General features: G+C 41.7%; 16 protein-coding genes. 7 read left to right on the plus strand and 9 right to left on the minus strand.

The genetic code is table 11. The features are described from left to right. Nucleotides 1-39: 39 nt before the first annotated feature. Nucleotides 40-2,070, plus strand: a complete 2,031-nt coding sequence (locus HUS26_RS01695) for a catalase (protein WP_173915509.1) — start codon at nt 40-42, stop codon at nt 2,068-2,070. A gap of 32 nt (nt 2,071-2,102) precedes the next feature. Here HUS26_RS01695 and HUS26_RS01700 read toward each other — a convergent pair whose 3' ends face one another. Continuing rightward, nucleotides 2,103-4,292: an FUSC family protein gene (locus tag HUS26_RS01700; protein ID WP_173915510.1), complete on the minus strand. Its 2,190-nt coding sequence runs from the start codon at nt 4,290-4,292 to the stop codon at nt 2,103-2,105. A 148-nt stretch (nt 4,293-4,440) separates the two neighbouring features. Here HUS26_RS01700 and HUS26_RS01705 point away from each other — a divergent pair, with 148 nt between their 5' ends. Continuing rightward, nucleotides 4,441-5,352 (plus strand): DMT family transporter, encoded by a 912-nt coding sequence (locus tag HUS26_RS01705; protein ID WP_173915511.1) that lies wholly within the window; start codon nt 4,441-4,443, stop codon nt 5,350-5,352. A 46-nt stretch (nt 5,353-5,398) separates the two neighbouring features. Here HUS26_RS01705 and dhaM read toward each other — a convergent pair whose 3' ends face one another. From dhaM to ade, 5 genes are all read right to left on the minus strand, one after another. Further along, the gene (gene dhaM / locus HUS26_RS01710; protein WP_173915512.1) at nt 5,399-5,779 is read right to left on the minus strand and encodes a dihydroxyacetone kinase phosphoryl donor subunit DhaM; all 381 of its coding nucleotides are present in this window, start codon (nt 5,777-5,779) and stop codon (nt 5,399-5,401) included. Between the two features lie 3 nt (nt 5,780-5,782). Continuing rightward, nucleotides 5,783-6,403 (minus strand): dihydroxyacetone kinase subunit DhaL, encoded by a 621-nt coding sequence (gene dhaL, locus HUS26_RS01715; protein WP_173915513.1) that lies wholly within the window; start codon nt 6,401-6,403, stop codon nt 5,783-5,785. A gap of 13 nt (nt 6,404-6,416) precedes the next feature. Then, nucleotides 6,417-7,412, minus strand: a complete 996-nt coding sequence (dhaK, locus tag HUS26_RS01720; protein WP_173915514.1) for a dihydroxyacetone kinase subunit DhaK — start codon at nt 7,410-7,412, stop codon at nt 6,417-6,419. Between the two features lie 161 nt (nt 7,413-7,573). Further along, nucleotides 7,574-8,995 (minus strand): hypothetical protein, encoded by a 1,422-nt coding sequence (locus HUS26_RS01725; protein WP_173915515.1) that lies wholly within the window; start codon nt 8,993-8,995, stop codon nt 7,574-7,576. A gap of 174 nt (nt 8,996-9,169) precedes the next feature. Next, the gene (ade, locus tag HUS26_RS01730) at nt 9,170-10,945 is read right to left on the minus strand and encodes an adenine deaminase (protein WP_173915516.1); all 1,776 of its coding nucleotides are present in this window, start codon (nt 10,943-10,945) and stop codon (nt 9,170-9,172) included. Between the two features lie 306 nt (nt 10,946-11,251). Here ade and HUS26_RS01735 point away from each other — a divergent pair, with 306 nt between their 5' ends. The 5 genes from HUS26_RS01735 to HUS26_RS01755 all read left to right on the plus strand — a co-directional run bounded on the left by HUS26_RS01735 (nt 11,252) and on the right by HUS26_RS01755 (nt 16,497). Then, complete coding sequence (locus tag HUS26_RS01735) at nt 11,252-11,464, plus strand: hypothetical protein (RefSeq protein ID WP_173915517.1); 213 nt, start codon at nt 11,252-11,254, stop codon at nt 11,462-11,464. A gap of 69 nt (nt 11,465-11,533) precedes the next feature. Continuing rightward, nucleotides 11,534-12,520 carry a LacI family DNA-binding transcriptional regulator gene (locus HUS26_RS01740; RefSeq protein WP_173915518.1) on the plus strand — a complete coding sequence of 329 codons (987 nt, stop codon included), beginning with the start codon at nt 11,534-11,536 and terminating at the stop codon, nt 12,518-12,520. Nucleotides 12,521-12,714: 194 nt separating this feature from the next. Further along, nucleotides 12,715-14,112, plus strand: a complete 1,398-nt coding sequence (locus HUS26_RS01745; protein WP_173915519.1) for a sucrose-specific PTS transporter subunit IIBC — start codon at nt 12,715-12,717, stop codon at nt 14,110-14,112. Nucleotides 14,113-14,175: 63 nt separating this feature from the next. Further along, on the plus strand, nt 14,176-15,624 hold the full coding sequence (locus tag HUS26_RS01750; protein ID WP_173915520.1) for a sucrose-6-phosphate hydrolase: 1,449 nt from the start codon (nt 14,176-14,178) through the stop codon (nt 15,622-15,624). A 6-nt stretch (nt 15,625-15,630) separates the two neighbouring features. Continuing rightward, nucleotides 15,631-16,497, plus strand: a complete 867-nt coding sequence (locus HUS26_RS01755; RefSeq protein ID WP_173915521.1) for an ROK family protein — start codon at nt 15,631-15,633, stop codon at nt 16,495-16,497. A 453-nt stretch (nt 16,498-16,950) separates the two neighbouring features. On the opposite strand, the gene manA is transcribed toward HUS26_RS01755, so the two are convergent. The 3 genes from manA to HUS26_RS01770 all read right to left on the minus strand — a co-directional run bounded on the left by manA (nt 16,951) and on the right by HUS26_RS01770 (nt 22,295). After that, a complete protein-coding gene (gene manA, locus HUS26_RS01760) occupies nt 16,951-17,910 on the minus strand; it encodes a mannose-6-phosphate isomerase, class I (protein ID WP_173915522.1) in 960 nt (319 codons plus the stop codon). Nucleotides 17,911-17,974: 64 nt separating this feature from the next. After that, nucleotides 17,975-19,663, minus strand: coding sequence for a sugar phosphorylase (locus tag HUS26_RS01765; protein ID WP_173915523.1), 1,689 nt, complete (start codon nt 19,661-19,663; stop codon nt 17,975-17,977). Then, a complete protein-coding gene (locus tag HUS26_RS01770) occupies nt 19,656-22,295 on the minus strand; it encodes a glycoside hydrolase family 38 C-terminal domain-containing protein (protein WP_173915524.1) in 2,640 nt (879 codons plus the stop codon). The genes HUS26_RS01765 and HUS26_RS01770 overlap by 8 nt, the downstream gene beginning before the upstream one ends. Nucleotides 22,296-22,317 lie beyond the last annotated feature (22 nt).

Here is a 22,317-nt window from a genome sequence, read left to right on the forward strand (position 1 = left end):
TCAATTACATATTCGTGGTTAAGAAGGAGGAGTAGATGGATGAGTAAAAATAAAAAAGATGAACAGTTAGAAGAGTTTCGTGCGGATGACCGTGCGAAGGAAATGACGACGAATCATGGAGTTAAGGTTTCCGAAGATGAATTTTCACTAAAAGCTGGCGAACGTGGTCCTACCTTAATGGAGGATTTTCATTTCCGCGAAAAAATGACCCATTTTGACCATGAACGTATTCCTGAACGAATTGTGCATGCCCGCGGTTATGCGGCTCATGGGGAGTTCCAGGTTTATGAATCTATGGAAGAATATACCAAAGCAGGTTTTTTACAAGATCCAGATAAGAAGACGCCGGTGTTTGTTCGATTTTCTACCGTTGCAGGATCTAAAGGTTCAGCTGAAACGGTAAGAGACGCCCGGGGATTTGCAACTAAGTTTTATACGGATGAAGGAAACTACGATTTAGTAGGGAACAATATTCCGGTATTCTTTATTCAGGATGCTATGAAATTCCCGGACTTGGTACATGCTGTAAAGCCTGAGCCGCACAATGAAATGCCTCAGGCAGCTTCTGCTCATGATACTTTCTGGGATTTCGTTGCCAATAACCAGGAATCAGCTCACATGGTCATGTGGACGATGTCCGACCGCGCGATTCCTAGAAGCTTCCGTATGATGGAAGGATTTGGTGTGCATACGTTCCGGTTTGTAAATGACAAAGGGGAAGCACACTTTGTGAAATTCCACTGGAAACCAGTCCTCGGTACACACTCGCTTGTTTGGGATGAAGCTCAAAAAGTCAACGGGAAAGACCCTGACTTTCACCGTGGAGACCTTTATGAATCTATTGAAGCAGGAGACTATCCTGAATATGAATTAGGAGTACAGCTTGTAAAAGCAGAGGACGAGTTTAACTTTGACTTCGACCTTCTTGATCCGACCAAGGTATGGCCGGAAGAGGATATTCCAGTTAAGATTATTGGAAAATTAACACTTAACCGAAACGTCGATAATGTTTTTGCTGAAACGGAACAAGTAGCCTTTCACCCAGGTAATGTAGTTCCTGGAATTGACTTCACCAATGATCCTCTTCTTCAGGGACGTCTATTTTCATATACAGACACCCAGCTCATTCGTTTAGGAGGACCAAACTTCCATGAGCTGCCGATTAACCGTCCTGTATGCCCGTTTCATAACAATCAGCGTGATGGCTACGGCCGGATGACAATTAATAAAGGGCCGGTCAGCTATCATAAAAACTCTCTTGCGAAAAATACTCCTTCCCCAGTAGATGAAGAGAAAGGCGGTTATGTACACTATCAGGAAAAGGTAGACGGACATAAAGTAAGAGCAAGAAGCGAGAGCTTTAAGGATCACTTCTCCCAAGCCACTTTATTCTGGAACAGTATGAGTGATCCGGAGAAAGATCATATTAAAGAAGCCTTCAGCTTTGAGCTTGGAAAAGTGGAAAGTGCGTCTGTTAAGCAGCAGGTCGTGGACATGTTCACAAATGTAAGCCTGGAGCTCGCTCAGGAAGTTGCCGAGAATATCGGAGTTCGCGTTCCTGAAACAGGCGGATCTGATGTAACGAAATCTTCTCCTGCCTTAAGCCAGGAAAATACGAAGAAAAAACCTGATACCCGAAAGGTTGCTGTTCTTTTAACGGATGGCTTTAACGGATCAGAGGTACACTCAATAATTGAAGGTCTGGAAGATAAAGGCGTTCAGCCGGAGATTGTGAGTGATAAATTAGGCAGAGTTAAAGGAGCCGATGGAACAGAACTGGAAGCGAACCATACGTATTTAACCGGCGAATCTGTTCTATTTGATGCTATTTACGCTGCAGGCAGCAATAATCCAAGTGATAAAGTTAGAAAAGATGCCCTGTACTTTATTCAGGAAGCCTTCTCTCACTTCAAGCCAATTGGAGCTAGCCACGACGGGAAAAAGTGGATAGAAGAAGTTGAGATAGCTGGAGCTCCCGGAGTTGTAATAGGGAACGACGCTAAAGACTTCGTAGAGGAATTTGTAGAAGCCATTGCTGAGCACCGTCATTGGGACAGGTCCTTAGAATAAAATAAAAGAAAGCCATGTCGAGGATCCGTCCTCTACATGGCTTTTTCTTTAGCTCCTAGTTTTTCACCTAGCAGCATTAAAGATTGATTGATTCTCCAAATATAATACACATGGTGAACAAGATCGATATGGTGCTGGCTTTCAAGAGGCGCGGCCCGTTCAATTTGCTCTCTTTCCTTTGTGAGCGTATAAAGCTCTGCCTCCGGGTCTTTTTCATCAAGCAGCTGCCTAACAGTACGCAGGTTATGAATGATTTTCTCCTCCAACAAAGGGAATGAATTTCTCACTTCCTTGGGATATCCAAGATTTTTTTGGTATGAGGAAGCGATTAAGTGACTTGAATAATAATTAATGGCTGTAAAAATGGTTATCCATCTCGGCAGCTCTGACATTCTGCGGCCAAGGGGATTGTTTAATATAGGATCCGCTTCATCCTGGATGGCGGTTAGTTTTTCATCCAGTGTGAATGCATGGTCCGTTAGTTCCTTTACTTGAATCGGCTGTGTGAAACTACGAATATATTGAGTCAGGTATTCTTCGAGTTCCGTTAAATAATCTTTAAAAGACTCGTTTACTTTATCCCGTGTTTTTGTAGGAAGCAGGAACGATGAAACAATCAAGGCGATTGCTGCGCCTGTTATCGTATCTACTACACGGGCTCCTAAAAGAGAGAAACTGATGCCTCCCAGAAGAAGGTCATACATAAAAGCAATAAGCATTGTAATAAAAACACTCATCATTGTGTAGGAGACCGTGAGTAAATAAAAAGCGAAAAAGACAACAGTGAACAGAAGAAATACCTCAAGCTGTGAATTGCCTGAAACCATTTGAGCAAGGAAAAAGCCAATCACCGCGCCTACGACTGTTCCAATTGAACGCCGGAGCCCTTTTTGATAGATTCGTCCGACAGATTGAGTTCCAAGCAATACAATAAACGATGTTAATACCACCCAGTACGGCTGTACCGGAGAAATAGCGTATCCAACGGCAATCGATATCGATCCCGCTACCAAGGCTTGAAATGCTTTCTTCGTCGAAGGTTTTAATTCTCCTGTATTTTCAGAGTCTGAATCTGATAATTCTTTATCGTCTTTCTCTTTTAACTTATTATCTACTTGTGCTGCAGGTAAAGGATGATTCTTAGCACGTTGAATCGTCAATGCGGCATACGTTACATGATTAGCAATAGATTCAATCCGGCGCAGCAAGAAAAGCCATCCTTCTGGTTTGTTGGTCTGCTTTTGAAAAAGTTTATTAATTGTCTGCTTTAATTCTTTTGTGGCTGACTGTGCTTCTGCCAGGTTTTTTTCATCATAGTTTTCCGCAAGTACATCCGCTTGCTGTAAAGAGGAAATCACCCGAACGACCAGCTGACGGATTTCGTCTGTTTCCAGAGCGTCATTCTTTTTTAATTGCTGAAGCGAATCATTTAATGTGGCTACAAGCATCGCTGTATCGAAAATGTAAAGCTTCAGCTGTTTTGTCGTTAGACCTGGCCAAATTTCCTGCACATCATGAGCATTTAAATCAGTGGAAACGTGGCCGGCATATTCTCTTAGCTTACTTACATTATAAGAAAGTCTTTTTTTGCTTTTCGCATTTTCCTTTGATTCTTTTAATAAATCAATCAGCATATCAAAAGTTAGGTTAGCCTGCCTGTGAAAGGAGGACATGCTCCTTCTTAAAATGTGAGAAGAACTTTTAAAAAGAATAAAGTTATGAAAGTAGGCATAGATAAGCCCAATCATCGAAGCTCCGTAGAACCACGGCATATCAGCGGCAGGGAGCTGTAAGAAAGAAGCAAAATATACGGTAATGAATGCAATCATAAAGATAGAAAAATAGCGGGTGCCATACTTCGTAAAATAAAATGCACTAAAAATAATGCCGATCATCAGCAAGGAAATAAGGTAAACATTCCAAGCTAAGATAGCACCCAGTGTTACTCCCAATATCGCTGGGATGATAAGCAGAATGGTCGTCAGCTTTTTTTCTTTTTCCGTGTCATCGTTGACGACCAGGATACCGAGCATCCCGGCAATACCTCCCATTATGGCGGGAGTTAATTGCGGACCGTTTGCTAGATTAATGATTAAGAGTACGGTAAATACAGAAAGTATTAAACTTAAAGTCGCTTTACTTGCCTGGTTCAACCGTTTGCGCCCGGGATCAGAGGCTTGGACACGGCTCAGCCAGTATTGCAGAGAGTTAGAATTTTTCAAATGGATCAACCTTCATCTTTTAAATTGTCTTCTTTCCATCATAATTAGTTCAAGGAGATGGATCAACTTTAAACGTCAGATCTAGAAAAAAATATAATTCGTAGTATAGTAAAAGGATACTTGTGAGAAGGAATCTGGTGATAAAAGAATGAAACGAATATATATCTTGCTGCTTTTCGTCATGATGGCATGGGGATTTAATGTGGCTGCCATTAAGGTGCTTGTAGCCAATATCGATCCTATCCTCTTAACCTCAGTCCGCATCTTTGCTGCTGGACTAGGAGTTCTTGGAATCTTATATTTTATGAAAATCTTGCGCCTTCCTACGAAAAAAGAACTTCTTATGATATTTTATATATCCATTTTTAACGTAGTGGCGCACCACGGGTTTATGGCGCTAGGCCTTACATTGACTTCTGGAGTTAATGCCGGTTTAATCGTCGGTCTTGGCCCGCTCCTTACGATGATTTTATCCACCCTCATGCTTAGCAGGCATATTACTGTTTTCAAAGCATTTGGATTCTTCCTGGGATTTGCCGGCGTCATGTTGACCACATTGATAGGGTCAGGGGGGATAGCTTCCGTTTCCATCGGAGATTTATATATCTTTCTATCAATTGCGACACAGGCGTTCAGCTTTATATTAATAAGTAAACTGAACCCTGACTTGGATCCACGTCTCTTGACGGGCTATATGATGGTGGGAGGTTCATGTGTCATATTTCTTGCCGGGCTAAGCCTCGAATCCAATCCAGCTCAAATTTTAAAATTATGGGATCCTAAGCTCGGCCTTATTTTCTTATTTAGTGCCTTCATTTGTACGGCCTTTGGCCATATGGTTTACAATTTCGCAATTAAACAAGTAGGACCGGCCGAATCAGCAATTTTTATTAATTTTAATTCTTTCTTTGCCTTGCTCGGTTCAGCATTATTTTTGGATGAAGTGATCGAGTGGTTTCACGTCGCCGGCTTAGTATTAATTGTCAGCGGTGTGCTCATTGGCACGGGGACAGTAGATTATTTAATCAGAAGAAGAAAAGCCCGGTCTAATGCGGCGTAAAAAAGAACCTCGTTTGTAATAAGGAAACGAGGTTCTAATCGTTTTGCTATTTGTTTTGTAAAGCACTTTCCGCTGCTTGTTTTACCTCACTTAATTCTTTACCCATTCCTGATTCCACCGCAGCAACATAGGCACCCTCCAGTATAGGGGCATTAGCAATTTGAAGGTTATCAAGTTCACTCATTTCAATCGCAAGCTCGGCATTCATCATGGCACTGCCGAGGTCATATATTAAGAGGACCCCGCGATCAGATTGAGCTTTCTCAATCGCGTGCTGGATTTTTTCTACACTCGTCCCAATTTCGTTTTCATCTGAGCCCCCAGCCGTGGCAACTTTAACGTCCATAGCGACTTGGTTGATGATATCTTTAATTCCTTCCACAACTTTGGGGCTGTGGGATATAAGTACAATTCCTACATTGGCCATTTGTTAGTGACCTCCTTCAATGGCTTCAGCTAATGCCTCAAAAATATAAAAAGAGGAAACAGAACCAGGGTCCAAGTGACCGATCGAGCGGTCTCCTAAGTAAGAGGCTCGTCCTTTCGTTGCTTTAATATCTTTTGTGGCAGTCATTAGTGATTCACTGGTCTCTTTTAGGATGTTGGAATCAAAATCCGCTTGTTCTTTTAGTCTATCGATCAGCGGAGCCCAGACATCTAGAAGTGTTTTTTCCCCTGGCTCTGATTTCCCGCGTTGTTTTACGCCTTCCACAGCTGCTTCCAAACTGGAGATAAAGCTGTCATAATCGATAGTGTTTTTTCCTTTTAGATCTGTAGATATTTTTAAAAAAGCTGTTCCATACAAAGGTCCTGCAGCCCCGCCCACTTTACTCATAAGCGTCATGGCTGTATCCTTAAACAGATCTGCAGGCGTTTCGTATTCCTGACCTGAAATTTTCTGGACCACTTCTTTAAAGCCGCGAGCCATATTTACCCCATGATCTCCATCGCCGATCGCCTGATCTAGAGATGTTAAATAACTTTTATTGGCTTGGAGCTTTTCATTCGTATTTTCCATCCAAGTGGCAATGTTTGATACGGTAAGTTCCATCGTTTCCCTCCTCTTACATATTAAATGCTAGGGTAATTGCTTCAGATGCAAGCAGCGGTTTTAACTCATCATCCAGTTTCAGCAAAGTAACAGAGCACCCAGCCATTTCTAAGGAAGTCATGTAGTTACCGATAAATGTTTTATGAATGTGAATGCCTCGCTCTGTTAAAATCTGATTCACCTTTTTGTTTAGTATATAAAGTTCCATTTCTGGAGTTCCGCCCATGCCGTTAATCATAACAGCTGCTTCATCATTTTTGTGCCATGAGATATCGTTTAATATTTTCTCTGTTAATTCTTCGGCAATTTCATCAGCTGTAGAGATCTGTTTTTTCTCAATACCTGGTTCACCGTGAATCCCGATACCAATTTCCATCTCATTTTCCTGCAGAGAAAAGCTCGGTTTACCGGCAGCAGGGACAGTACAAGGGGTAAGGGCCATGCCCATAGATCTCACATTAGCCACCACTTTTTCGGCCACGTTTTTTACCTCTTCAAGTGATCCTCCGGCTGCTGCTTTTGCTCCGGCAATTTTATGGACGAATACCGTTCCGGCGATCCCGCGCCTTCCTGTAGTGAACGAACTGTCTTCTACGGCCACATCATCATTTACAACTACTTTCTCGACCTGAATTCCTTCAGCTTCAGCTAATTCGGCGGCCATATCAAAGTTCATAACGTCGCCGGAATAGTTTTTTATAATGAGAAAAACTCCTGCGCCTCCGTCCACCGCTTTAATGGCTTCAAATACCTGGTCTGGTGTAGGAGATGTAAACATTTCTCCACAAACGGCAGCATCAAGCATGCCATTACCAATGTAGCCAGCGTGTGCCGGTTCATGACCGCTTCCACCGCCGCTGACTAGTCCTACTTTATTAGGGACAGGAGCATCTTTTCTGACAACTGCTGTTGTATCCGGAAGCTGTTTAAGCAGATCGGGGTAAGCGGACGTTAATCCATCCAGCATGTCTGAAACTACGGATTCTGGATCGTTAATGATTTTCTTCATTATTACTCGCTCCTTATCGATGTAGTTTTTTTGAGGGTTCACTCGTGAGGTTTCGTATACGCTTTCATTTTAATATAAATATAAGCTTAATGATAGAATAGATCGTTTTCAGAAAAAGCTGCCGCCCTTGTAATTTGAAATAAGGCAGCAGCTTTTAAATCCTAAAATATAAACAGCGCTAGAGCCGTTGATAGTAGTAAGCCTAACATGACTGGAATAAAATTCTTCCTCACGAGCTCCATGACGGGTACCCCGCAAAATCCGGCAATGGCGATCAGGGAAGACCACGCGATAATCGTACCGCCTCCAGTCCAGATGGATCCCATTTGGCCAATGGCAGCCAGAGTAACGGGATCTATACTTGTGTTCGCAAGGGAAGCAGATAGGGCACCAGTTAAAGGCAGGCCGGAAAAACCTGAGCCGTCCAGACCTGTGATGATACCGATAATTAGAATACTAAACGCCGCTAAGAAAGCACTCTGCGGCAGTACGTGCTGGATAGACTGTACGAGGTCGAACAACAACGCAGGCGCTGCTTCATCACTGACCGATAAAATATTTCCCGCAAAGTCTGGGCTTCCGAGAAAGAAAAATCCTGCAATTGGAATGACAGGTCCCATCGCTTTGAAGGCAAACACAAATCCTTCGGTGATGTGGTCACTGATATAATCAAGTGCGCGGTATTTTCCGAAAGCCACGGTCGATAATAGCAATAAAACAACGGCTACCCCGCCAATAAAAGCTGCCCCGTCACCGCCTTCAAATCCACCCATTCTACCAGAGTTAAGTTTGGAAAAGATCATGAATATCATGACAGCAAGCATGGATAAAGGAACGAGAACAGCAAATACTTTACTCCATGTATGAACGTTTTTGTTCTCTGTTACATGCTTATTCTTAACTCCTTGCATCAAAAGAATTTCTTCCTCATTTTTAGGGTCTGAAGGTTTCCTAAATGTTTTTCTATTCATGAGGTAAGCGAGAAAAATCGCAACTCCTCCTGTAATTAAAGACAGAATTATGGCCTGATCCATTACAGCATTCGTGGAGACGCCCGCTGATTTAGCAGAGATGCCGGGAGCAACTTGAATAATATAGTCCGATGATAGAGCCATTCCTTGACCGGCTAAGGCCACAGCCATCGCTGCTGTCATAGCGGGAAGGCCCGTACGTACAGCTGCCGGAACAAGCAATGCACAGATGAGAGGTACAGCTGGCGTAGGCCAGAAGAATAGGGAAATGACATAAGTGACGCTGATCAGCACAAAAAAGGAAATATGACTGTTCACCATTATTTTTTGTATCGGTTCAATCATTCTTCGGTCAGCCCCGAGATCCTTTAGGGAGTGAAGGAGGGCTACCATAAACGTAATTATGAGAAATATATTGAATAATTCTGTAGCCGCCACCAAGTTGGCGTTAAATACCGCAATAAACCCGCCAATTATACTGCCATTAAAAACCCAAGCGATAACAAACGTCCCTAACAAGGTGGGGAGGACAACCCCTTTTCGGAAAACCATCGTTATAATAATAAGAAAAGTAAAGAATCCATACAGCCAGTGGGATAATGTAAGTTCCATGGTTAAATGCCTCCTTGACCGCCCACTTGGCACAGGCGATCTAGGAGTAGAGTATGCGAACAACAGGTGGTGGGTGTTTCAACTATATTTTCGTCTAGAATACGACATTCAGGGAGGAAAATCCGGCGTTCGCATTCAGGACTTCAGCTTTAAGCTGCCCATATCCGACGTTGCTCAATCAACCTCTAAAGGAATTAGAGAGAATGTATCGACATCAGCTAGTCCGCGATTTGTAATTCTCAGGGATGGAATAACCGGCAAGGCAATTAAAGAAAAAGTCATAAAGGGAGCATGCAGCGTACATCCCAGCTCCGTCCACGCTTTTTCTAATTCCTGGACTTGCTCTGTAACTTTTTCAACAGGCTGATCAGACATTAGTCCGGCAATTGGCAGTGGGACTTCGGCAAGAATCTTGCCATTTTCAACAACAATCATTCCACCGCCTCTTTTTATAATCTCGTTCGCAGCAAATGCCATGTCCCCTTCGTCAGCCCCCATTACAAGAAGGTTGTGACTGTCGTGTGCAACTGTAGAAGCAACAGCGCCTTTATTAATATGAAAGCCATGGACGAAGGCGTTCGAGATCTCTCCACTCTGATAGTGACGCTCGATGCAGGATAATCGAGTAATATCCTGTTTAACGTCAGGCCGTATAACTCCATTTTCTACAGGGAGTGAAGCCTTGTATTTTTCTGTTCTCGCATTATTTTCTAAGGCATGAATCACATTAACCTTTGCTGTATGGTGCTTCGTAGTCCTTGTCAGAAAATCTTCAGGACGGAGGGGTTCTTTCACCTTTACGGATTGTTTGGCTTTTTCAGGATAAGTATAGGCTGGGAAGTCGACTTGATATTTTTCTTCATCAAAGATAATTTCTCCATTAATCATCACGGTGGACGGCTCAACTTTTTCTAAGTCATCTATAAATAGAAGGTCGGCATATTTTCCGGGAGCCAGGCTGCCTAATTGATTTCCATATCCAAAATAATTGGCAACGTTAATGGTTGCCAGCTGCAAGGCTGTGACAGGATCCACACTTTCCTGTATGGCTTTACGCACCACATAATTAAGGTGACCGTCAGCAGCTAAAGTTTGAGGATACACGTCATCAGTAATCAAAGACATATTTTCTGTCGGAAGTTGATCTTCCGTAATAACAGGGGCCAGCTGTTTGACATCTTGCCAGGCAGATCCTTCTCGAATCATCAGGTGCATGCCTAATCTTACTTTTTCAATGGCCTGTTCACGTGTAACTGTTTCATGACAAGACGTAACACCAGAAGCGATATAGGCTTGAAGTAATTTAGGATCATCAGCAGGAATATGGCCGGTTACTGCCTTTCCAGCTTTTATAGTCGCCTCTATTTCTTTCATCATTTTCTCTTCACCATGAACAACCCCAGGAAAGTTCATAACTTCCCCCAGTCCGGCAACGTCTTTCCATTGAAGAGATTCTTCGATTTCCTGAGGGAGAAGTTCTGCTCCTGCATCTTCAAGGGTGTCAGCGGAGGGCACACAGGAGGGAACAGTTGTGAAAACTCTCAACGGGAGCTGCTGGCCTTCTTCATGCATCCACTTTACGCCTTCAAGACCGAACACATTTGCAATTTCGTGAGGATCCATAAAAATAGAAGTGGTCCCTTCTTTTATGACAGCTTTGGCGAATTCAGTGACGGTAAGCATCGTACTTTCAACATGCATATGCCCATCCATCAAACCTGGAGTAATATAGCGGTTCTTCGCATCAAGTACGGTTGTTTCCTCTCCGGTCAGATGAGAACAATCTCCAATAAAGGCAATACATCCATCTGTAATAGCGATTTCTTTTTGATGAAGCAGTTCTTTCGAATGTACGTTAACTAAAACACCATTTTGAATAATAACGTCTGCTTTTCTCTTCCCCAGCGCAACAGCCGCTAAGTTTTTTCTTGTATTCATTGATAGGAACATATCGCTTCCTCCTTTTTTATAGGAACACACTATCTAGGTCTAACGTGGGTTGAGTTATTCGATAGTATAGAAGAATCACGAAGGACCGTCAATTTTATTTTAAAGGGGAGGAAGCTGAGCAAATGAAACAGCAGCTTCAAGAAACTCTTGATGAATCACAAATTTAATAGGCGAAAATCCTCAAAAAATAATTCTCTTTCAGTGAATTATACAAAGATACTATCTGTTTATTTTTAAAAAAGTAAATTTTGCACATTCGTACTTTTCTTAATTCATTAGTATGGTTGGACAAAGAAGAACGGAGGGATGATTTTGAGTTATTTTGATTATGTAAATAGAAAAGAACTAATTGAAACTGTATCTGTGAAGTCTACTTGCTGGAAATGTAAAGAGCTAGTGGATGAAAAGGATTTAGTGACAGTAACCAATGGGAGAACTTCTTGGGCAGAACTTTGTGAAGACTGCTATAACTTCTATGAAGAACTAAAGACATTCTCCAAGTTCGGTAAACAAGGTTAGTTTCTCTCCACATAGACAATTCTTTACTTTTCCCCTAAAATAATTGTAGACAAGTGAGGGGGCCAAAAGATGACGACAATCAACGATATAGCAAAAATGGCGAATGTATCCCGCACAACCGTTTCTCGAGTGCTGAATAATAATGGCTATGTAAGTGAAGAAGTCCGCAAAAGGATTTTGAAAATCGTAGAAGAGACAGGCTATATTCCCAGTCTTTCTGCTAAATCATTGCGAACAAAGAGGTCAGGGGTTATTGGAGTAATCCTGCCAAGAATAAATACTGAAACGGCAAGCCGGGTAGTAAGCGGAATTAATGAAGTGGTGGCAAAAGAAAACTTTCAAATCCTCTTAACTGATACAGAGTTGGACAAAAATAAAGAAATTGAGTACATCAGGCTTCTTCAAAGCCGGCATGTTGACGGTATTATTCTTCTGGCTACGAATATAAATGACCGGTTAATATCAACTATTAAAGATGCGAATCTGCCGTTTATTTCGCTAGGGCAGGATTTACCGGAAGTGACTTCAATTGTATACGATGATTATCATGCTGCTGCAGATATTACGAATATGCTCATTAGTAACGATCATACAAAAATTGCTTTTATTGGAGTAGGAGAGGAAGATCCATCTGTCGGCCAATTACGTAAACAAGGGTATTTGGATACTTTATCAAAACATAACCTTCCCAACGAAGACAGCTGGATTCAAACAGGGGACTTTAGTATTGAGTCCGGATATGAATGCACGAAAACTATTATTAAAAATAGCAGTCAATTACCGACGGCCATTTTTGCTGTTACTGACCGGATGGCAATCGGAGCAATGGAATATTTACGTGAACAAGGTTTTCAGATTCCGGCTGATATAGCTGTAGTTGGAATTGGCGCTTCAACGATGTCAAAACACGTCACTCCTTCTTTAACGACGGTAGATTACTTTAATAAAGAAGCCGGCGAAAAAGCGGCTCAACTGCTTATTGCTGACATGAAGAAAAAAATGCCAAGAAAAAAATATGTACAAACCTATAGACTCATAAAAAGAGATAGTGTATAGTACTAACTAAATACAGGATATGTGATCGATTACACATCATCCTTTCTTTTTTGAAAAAAATTACAAACGCTTTCATTTTTTATTTAAGTAATGTGTAATCGATCACATATGGAAGTTGAGGTAAGGGCTTTCTTTTAATTTTTAACTGGTGTGTAATCGATCACACAATTAAGTATTTAAGGGAGGAAACTTAAGTGGCTAGCTATTCAGAAATCGCTAAGCAGGTTATTGAAGCTGTTGGAGGCGAAGAAAACATTCAGTCTATTGCTCATTGTGCAACCCGTTTAAGAATAATGGTTCATGATCATGAGAAAGTAGACAAAGAAACTTTAGAAGATATTGAGAAAGTTAAAGGAGCTTTTTATAATTCTGGTCAGTATCAGGTAATTTTCGGTACAGGTACTGTTAACCGTGTCTATGAAGCTGTCACACAGCTGGGAGTAGAAGGAAGTTCCAAATCAGAGATGAAGAAAGAAGCAGCAAAGCAGGGGAATGCTTTCCAGCGTGCGATCAGAGTATTTGGAGATGTGTTCGTCCCAATTATCCCGGTGCTGGTAGCGACTGGACTATTCATGGGTCTTCGCGGGTTACTGCTTCAAGAGCAGGTTCTGCAAATCTTTGGCCTTACACCTGAAAGTGTTCCCGAAAATCTCGTGCTCTTTACACAAGTACTTACAGATACAGCTTTTATTTTCTTACCGGCTCTCGTAGCCTGGTCAGCATTTAGGGTGTTTGGCGGTACCCCTGTTATTGGTCTCGTACTAGGATTAATGCTCGTATCACCATCACTGCCTAACGCATGGGCGGTTGCCGAAGGAAATGCAGATCCAATTTACTTCCTTGACTTTATTCCAATTGTCGGCTACCAAGGGTCTGTTTTACCAGCATTCTTTGCCGGATTTATTGGAGCTAAGCTTGAGAAATGGTGCCGTAAGCGAATTCCAGAAGCACTGGATTTGATCCTGACACCATTCATTGTATTACTTGTTATGATTACACTATCACTATTCTTAATTGGTCCAGTTCTTCACGCAGCTGAGAACGGAATCTTCGAAGCTATGCTGTTCTTGCTTGAACTTCCATTTGGACTTAGTGGTTTAATCATCGGTCTATTACACCAAGTGATTGTAATTACAGGAATTCACCATATCTTTAACTTCTTAGAAATACAGCTGTTAGAAAATCTTGGCGCTAACCCATTCAACCCAATTATTACAGGGGCTATTGCCGCTCAAGGTGGAGCAGCTCTTGCAGTAGCAGTGAAGACGAGCTCTAAGAAACTTAAAGCTCTATCTTATCCATCTGCACTATCTGCTTTTCTAGGAATTACCGAGCCCGCTATCTTCGGGGTTAACCTTCGTTACATGAAGCCTTTCGTGATGGGGCTTATCGCGGGTGGTGCTTCCGGGTTCGTAGCATCCATTCTTAACCTGGAAGCTACAGGGATGGCTATTACCGTAATCCCGGGAACACTGCTTTACCTTAATTCCCAGATCTTTGGGTACTTGATTGTTAATGTTATTGCAATTGGTTTAGCGTTTGTCCTAACGTACCTATTCGGATTTAATGATAAAATGGTGGATAAAAAATAAGAACTAAATTGAAGAGAGACCTGGAGATACTTGCTGGGTCTCCTTTTCTTATAAGGGAGTTATATGGTTATGAAGCAAGATGAAATGCTAAAACAACAGGCCTATCTGGCAGTTGAGGAAAAAGGGGAGTCGGTACGAAAAGATCCCTATTATCCTGGATATCATTTAGCCCCTCCCGTGGGTCTTTTAAATGATCCAAACGGCTGGATTCAATGGAAAGGAATCTATCATTTATTCTTTCAGTGGATGCCGTTCCACGCCGGACACGGGGCTAAGTTCTGGGGACATTACACGTCTGAAGATCTTGTACATTGGAATCTTGAACCCATCGCTTTAACCCCGAGTGACTGGTTTGATAAAAACGGCTGTTATTCCGGCAGCGCCGTCGATGCAGACAGGAAGCTAAAATTATTTTACACAGGCAATGTTAAAGATGAGCATAACCAAAGAGAGAGTTATCAAGTATTAGCGGAGTCGGAAGACGGAATTACTTTTACGAAAAAGGGAGTAAAAATAGAGCTGCCAGAGGGCTATACTCCTCATTTTAGAGATCCGAAAGTTTGGGAACATAACGGCCGCTGGTATATGGTCATCGGCGCTCAAACGGAGGATAACTGGGGATCTGTTGTTTTATTTGAGTCTGTTGATCTAGAAAAATGGACACACAAAGGAATTCTCAGCCGCGGGAATGAAAAGCCATTTACAAACTTAGGGTACATGTGGGAATGCCCGGATTTATTTGAGTTGGGAGGAAAAGATGTGCTCGTGTTTTCACCACAGGGGCTAGAGGCAGATGGAATCGATTTCAACAACCAATATCAAACTGGATATGTAGTGGGTGAACTAGATTACAAAGAGGCCCGATATACGCATGGTGATTTTACTGAGCTTGACAGAGGGTTTGAGTTTTATGCCCCGCAGTCTGCCTTAGATGACCAGGGACGGCGCATAGTTGTAGGCTGGATGGGAGTTCCTGACCAGGATGAGGAGCTTCAGCCTACTGTGAAAAACGGCTGGGTTCACCAAATGACAATGCCTCGTGAGCTGAAACTGATGGATGGGAAGATCTATCAGCTTCCTTTAAATGAAATGAAAGAATTAAGATCGATTCATAGAAATAATACTACGATTGAGGAAGAGATTAGCACCGAAATTGAAAGAACTTCAGAAATAAAGCTTGATGGTGAAATCGAATCTATCGTTCTATTTGATTACTCCAGATTAATCTATGATCGTAAACGCATGATCCTCACACTTGAGAGACCCAGCTATAGAAATGGTGAAATCGAGCAGCGGAGCTGTATTTTAAAGAATGATCTTGAGCATTTGCATCTGTTTGTTGATCACTCTTCTCTCGAAATATTTGTAAATAATGGAGAGGAAGTTTTCACTTCAAGACTGTTCGCAGATCCATCAAATAATTCACTGAAAATAAAACCTATAAATTCTGCAGGTTTGCAAGTTTGGGATTTAAAAAATGATACAATAAAGCAAGAAAACTACAAGAGGTGATGCAGTATGAAGCTTGGTGCAATTGAAGCGGGAGGCACGAAATTTGTTTGTGCCGTAGGGAATGACCAGGGAGAAATCCTTGGAAAAGTTGTAATTCCAACAGAAGCTCCCTCTATCACAATGCCTAAAGTCTATGAATTCTTTAAAAGTAAAGGCATTGAGAGAATGGGAATTGGAAGTTTTGGTCCCATAGATTTGAATGAAAATGGCGGTTCTTATGGAACGATTCAAAAAACACCTAAAATCGACTGGGTGGATTTCCCGCTGGCAGATGAAATTAAAAAGCATTTAAACGTCCCTGTAATTGTTGATACCGATGTAAATGTTGCGGCTCTTTCAGAATCTCGCTGGGGAAATGCGACAGATGTAGATACATGCCTGTATATTACCGTTGGAACAGGGATTGGAGCAGGGGCTGTCGTAAATGGAGCAACTGTTAAAGGTCTTTCTCACCCGGAAATGGGCCATATTGGAGTACGTCGTCATAAAGAGGATTCCTTTGAAGGGAAATGCCCCTATCACAAAGATTGCTTAGAAGGAATGGCAGCAGGTCCGGCTATAGAAGCAAGATGGGGGAAAGCAGGTGTTGAGCTGGCTGACGACCCTCAAGTTTGGGATATGGAAGCCTACTATCTAGCCCAAGGACTTGTCAATTACATTTATGTTCTCTCTCCTGAAAGAATTATTATGGGCGGCGGCGTTATGCAGCAAGAGCAGCTGTTTGGAAGAATTAGAGAATATGTGATCGAAATGCTTAATGGCTATGTGAGTTCACCAAGACTGACAGCAGACAATATTGATGAATACATTGTCCCGCCTGGATTAACGAACGAAGCAGGGGTAAAAGGGGCTTTAGGTCTTGCAATGGATTAAAAGACTTCAACATTTGGTGAAGATTCATCTTGTATAGGATACAGCAAAGAGCGTCGGGAAACGGATCGCTTGAGACTTTCTCGCCACAGCCTGAAAACACGAGCCTTTGAGCTCGTGTTTTTTTATCGCCAACGTGCGAGCTAATTGCAACGTCGCTTAACGCGGTCCCACACGATATGGAGGCGTTCGATGTTGGTACAGCGTGCCGAATTTAATCGACCTTCTTTATTAAAAATGAACCTCCTCGCAAAAACACGCTGCCGGGCTGGGTTGTCCGTATTTCTGCAGGAGTCTTTTGGTATTCCTTTCATTAAATAAATTCTCCTCTATATAGCTGACTCTAGCTATATAGGGGAGAACCTTCCCTATAGGAGACCGTGAGATATACTACTCTAATTCCCATATCAAGTTCAAAAATAAAAAACACGCCCTTAGTTCAGGCGTGTTTTTAGGTTAAACCTTATTCGAATGTGAAGTAATAATTGTTGCTTTTCCTGTTACTGAGTAGCTGTCAACAGTTGAAGGAATAATGAAGTGGTCCCCTTTTTTAAATGAATAGTCAACATTATCAATCGTAATTCTGCCTCTGCCGTCAAGGACACTCATCAGTCTATATCGTTTCAAAGTCATTTCTTTGCTTCGACCATCAAGAGCCCAATGAAAAGCAGTAAAATACTCTTCTTCTACAAGCTTTTCGTAACGGAGCCCATCTATAGCAGCCGATTCTCTTTCTAAAGAGGGGTCTTCATGAGGGACTGTTGTAACGTCCAGTGAACGATCAAGGTGAAGTTCGCGTTTTTGGCCGTCCTGTCCAACACGGTCATAATCGTATACACGATAGGTAATATCAGAGCTTTGTTGGGTTTCTAGAATCTGAATTCCTGCTCCTATCGCATGAATTGTACCGCTTGGGACATAGAAGAAGTCTCCAGGTTTTACGGGAATTCGACGCAGCAGTTTGTCCCACTGCCCATTTTCTACCATAGAAGTCAGTTCTTCTTTATCATTAGCATGATGTCCAAGGATAATTTCAGAACCTTCTTCACTATCAATCACGTACCAGCATTCGGTTTTTCCATACGTTTCATTTTCCACGTCCCGGGCATATTGATCATCGGGGTGGACTTGTACAGATAGATCCTGCTTTGAATCAAGAATTTTTACGAGTAAAGGAAATTCGTCTCCTTCTTCATTGGAAAATAACTCGCGATGCTGTTCCCATGCTTCAGCTAATGTCTTTCCAGCGAGAGGGCCATTTTTAATTCGGTTCGGTCCATTGGCGTGCCCGGAAATTCCCCAGCACTCCCCAGTTTCATCAGAAGGAATATCATAATTAAAGATTTCCTTTAGCTTTGTTCCTCCCCAAATACGCTCTTTAAACTCTGGTTCTAAGAAAATGGGTTCTTTATACATGTTTTTCACTTCACACCTTTGACTATTAGTTCAACTCTATCGGCATTGTAACATAATTTTTATGTTAACGTTTTAACCAAATGAAGTCATAAGCATCTAATATGATCATATCTTCGGAGGCATTTCCTTTTAATACATCAGATTTTCCTTCTCTTGTGTAAGGGTGAGGGATCTTGACAGTTTCTATAGAAGTATTAACAGCGAAAAAGACTTCCTCCTGCGTTTCCTCATTGATCCGTTTTAAGCTGAAGATCCGTTCATCGGTTTCCACAATTTCCTGCCGGGCATATGGAGAAAAGGCACTTTCCTTCGTGCGAACAGATATCATTTCCTTGAGGCCATTAAAAATCGCTGATCTGCGGCTATTAGAAACCAGCTCTTCTTTAATAGAATTATATGATAGTTTCTCTCTATTAATCCGCCGTGGAATACCTGATTCTTTTAACCCTTTATAATCATTGGTGGAACCGAGCAGGGAGTGATAATAGATGGCAGGAACCCCAATGACTGATAAGAGAATAGAATGTGCTGCCAGCATCTTCTTCACTTGGATATCTTCCGTTACATCTTCTTCGGCATTAATAAGAGCTTCTGAATAATTAATGTTAAGCTCATAAACGGACCGAGTCCCATCTGGATTACTTTTATAGGAGACTTCCCCTCCGTTTCTTTTTACCTGCTCCACTAGACTTTGCTTTTCTTCTTCAGTGAGTATACCTTCTGTCGGACGCATGCCAATACCATCATGGCTGGCAAGAAAGTTAAAATACGTGGCTTGATCTGACACCTTATCAATGGTTTTTGCCCAGTCTGACAGCTTCTTGGCATTGTGAGTTATCAAACTGTAAAGAACCAGGGGAGGGAGGGTGAATTGATAGACCATATTCGCTTCATCTGCTCCTCCGCCAAAATAACTGATATTTTCTTGATGAGGCACATTCGTTTCGGTGATAATTTGTGTATTGGGCTTAAACGCATTAAGAATCGTATGCCACAGCTTAATAATTTCATGGGCCTGCGGCAAATGAATAGAAGAGGTACCTGATTCTTTCCATATAAATCCGATCGCATCAAGACGAATACTCGATGCTCCATTATAGGCATATTCGAGTAAAATATCCGTCATCTCTACAAGAACCGGAAGATGTTTAAAGTTCACATCTACTTGGTCTTCACTAAATGTAGTCCAGGCGGTTTTCCCTCCTTCATAGTTGTGAAAAAGGGGAGAAGTTCGCGGACGAACAACCTGACTTGTATCAAATGAGGGATCTTCTGCAATAAAGTAGTTTCTATATTTAGGATCATCATTTAAATACCCCTTAAACCAAGGGCTTGATTTTGAAATGTGGTTCGCAACAAAATCAAACATCATACGAAAGTCGCGAGAAAAGCTCTTGATATCATTCCAGTCACCGAGCTTCGGATCAACGACACGATAATCTGTTACAGAGAAACCATCATCTGAAGTGTATGGAAACATAGGGAGCAGGTGAACATCCGTGATCAGATCACCCGCTTCTTGTTGTAAGAAACGATGAAGAACCGGAAGTGTCGGTTCTTCATTATGATAAACGCTGTCTCCATAGGTAATTAAATATACATTCTTTTCGGAAGGAGCTTCTGCCGGCTCCCATTTTTCTTCTGCCCAGCGTTCAATTAAATCTTCAAACGCCTCAAGATCTTTTCCTTCTACGTTGTCATAAATTTTTTCAAGGTGTTGTTTTATATTTTTTAGCAGCTGTGATTTATTCATTGTGCGCCTCCTTACTTAGCTGAATCGTTTGAAAGCTTTTCGCCTGGACAACATAATCGCCTTCGATTGGATCTTCTTTTAAGTCCACTAATCTAGTTTTGCCAGTTGTAGAAATCTCTACTTTCTTAGGTTGATGGTCAGGATTGAATAACCGGATGATCCAGCTGTTATCATTATGGGATTTCTTAATAGAGCTTACAAAGAGGTCCCCGGTCACTTCAGCTAAAGAGTACTGCGCAGGCAGGCTGTTAATAGGGTAAGGAATCTCAAATCGATCTAGGCGTTCTTCGAATGTATTGAGATCCTGCCAATGGTACGAAATATAACGCTCACGATAATGATCAGCGGTTGTAAATAATTCATTTTCACTCAGTTTGTTTGAGGACAGCTGAAGAGCATATTCGAATGTCATTTCTGTCTGCATTTGGGCATCAGGTGTTGTCACTACCTTGTTGTTAATGCCTGATGCGCGTCCCGGACGCCATAGTAAATCATCACGTCCCAGCAAACCTACACTTCTAAATAAAGTTAATGAAAGATGATTTCCTGATACCTCATATTCTTTTATTCCTTTAGTAAATGCCATAAGGGACCCATTTTCATTTAAAATGCCGGCAAATTGTTCTACTTTATAGATTGGTACAGGAGCTTCTTTATATCCTTTTTCACGCCAATCTTCCATACGCTTATTTACTACAGGACGTTGGATTAAGCTGTAACCTTGGTCACTAAAGGAAAGATCCGGCTGAGAAGCTGGTGACTTAATAACTGCTCTCACTCGGTGATCTTTCACTTTATTATCTATCACATGCTTCATTCGAACGTAAGACTCACCTTCGCGAAGTTCAATTTCTGTATCAATAGTTAAAAGGACTTCTGCTTTATGTTGCTTACGAGATTCCAAGTCTTTGGGCAGATTCAGACTGTGTCTAACAGTTAACTTGTCCATTACATTAGAATGCACAACAGATAGAACCTCAGCTGCACCAGTTAAAATTGGAGCATCTCCTTCAAGAGGGGAATAATCATAAGAGTCCCCGGCATCTGCTGTATCTTCAAACTGAATAAAGTCTTCGATGGTCAGACCCGAAGAATTTTCCTTTAAAGATAAGGTTCCGTCCTTGAAAGTAACAGTATAGGCGTTATTATTTATATAATTTTGACTGGCTGCCTGCAGGGACTCGCCTTTCTCATTTTCCCTTACATAAAAAGTAGAATATCCAAGAGCAGGCAGTTTCGTATCGTGTATCAGTACTCTGGTACGGTAGTAGCCAGGGATTTCAACTTCCTTGTCTCCTTCGGCTGTCACTACTATTTTTTTCCCGCCGCTTAAATACTCCTGATCTATGAATGTAATGTCTTTCGCTTCTCCTTCTATGGAATGGATTCCAACATGAGGAGAGCGTGTGAATAATACAGCTTCAAGAAACCCTTTATAAGTCTTTGGCTGGGTGTTCCAGAAAACGACGATTTCTTCGTTTTGGACGTGGTTCTGTACAGCTTTTGTCATCTGTTTTTTTAACAGGTTCATTAAACCATCAGCTTGACGCTCAACCTTGATGAGACGCTGCTTAATATCATGATTCGTATCGTCTGAATTACAGCCTCCAATGCTGTCGTGGGCATGAACGTCAAACAGCTGCTTCCACATAACGTCCAGCCATTCCTGTGGATAGCGTAAGCCCAGACTTTGGCCGATAACAGCTAAAGGTTCCAGCTGATTAATTATTTTATGTTCCACTCTGTCATTTAACTGTTTTAAGTCATAACGCTGAGATCCGATAGTGCTGTGAATTCGGGCTGATTCGGTCCCGATGAGCTCACCTTTAACAGTGTGAGTAAAGTTACTATTTTCCCACGTATCCTTCATGAACGTTTCGTAATCAGACAGCACAAATTCATATTCACTGCCTTTTTTATTTAATTCTTTCACTGTAGTTGGGAAGTGGTCCCTGACGAGTACTTGATCGCCTCCAGATGGAAGTAATAAATGGCTGGAATCACGATTCATTTTATTTAACTTATCCAGCATCGGGAGGAGACGGCCTTCGTAAAATTCTTCATCAGAACTAAGAAACTTACCAGGACCGTATCCTAGTGGGATTAAGTTGGCAGGAATTTTTTCACCATCGGGACTTTCCCATAGAAAGTTTGTATTCTCATCTAACTCATCAGTATAGATCCCACGCTGTAAGATAGAATTTTCAATTCCAAATCCTTTAAAAATAGAAGGAAGATACTGATTCTGGCCGAAGATATCCGGGAGATAGCCGACGTTTAAGGAATGTCCCATTTCTTTAGCGCCTTTCACACCATAAAGAAGGTTTCTTATCAGGGATTCTTTATGGACTAGAAGGGAATCAGCCTGGGTGTACCATGGCCCGACAAAGATTCGGCGCTTCGTAACCAATTCGCGTAATCTTTCGGCATTCATAGGCCGTACTTTTAAATATTCGTCTACAATGGAAATCTGAGCATCAAAGATGTAGCCATGGAAATCACTGTTCTCTTCCAAAAGCTCTATTAAGTGATCAAGGTTTTCTGCAAGAAGCAGGTTGGAATCTTCTATTGTAAAATACCATTCTCTGTCCCAGTGGGAGTGAGGAACGATATAAACGCGTTTCTTAGTCATTAAAAAATCCTCCTTTAATAAG

It is taken from the genome of Halobacillus sp. Marseille-Q1614 (assembly GCF_902809865.1).
Lineage (GTDB): Bacteria > Bacillota > Bacilli > Bacillales > Halobacillaceae > Halobacillus_A.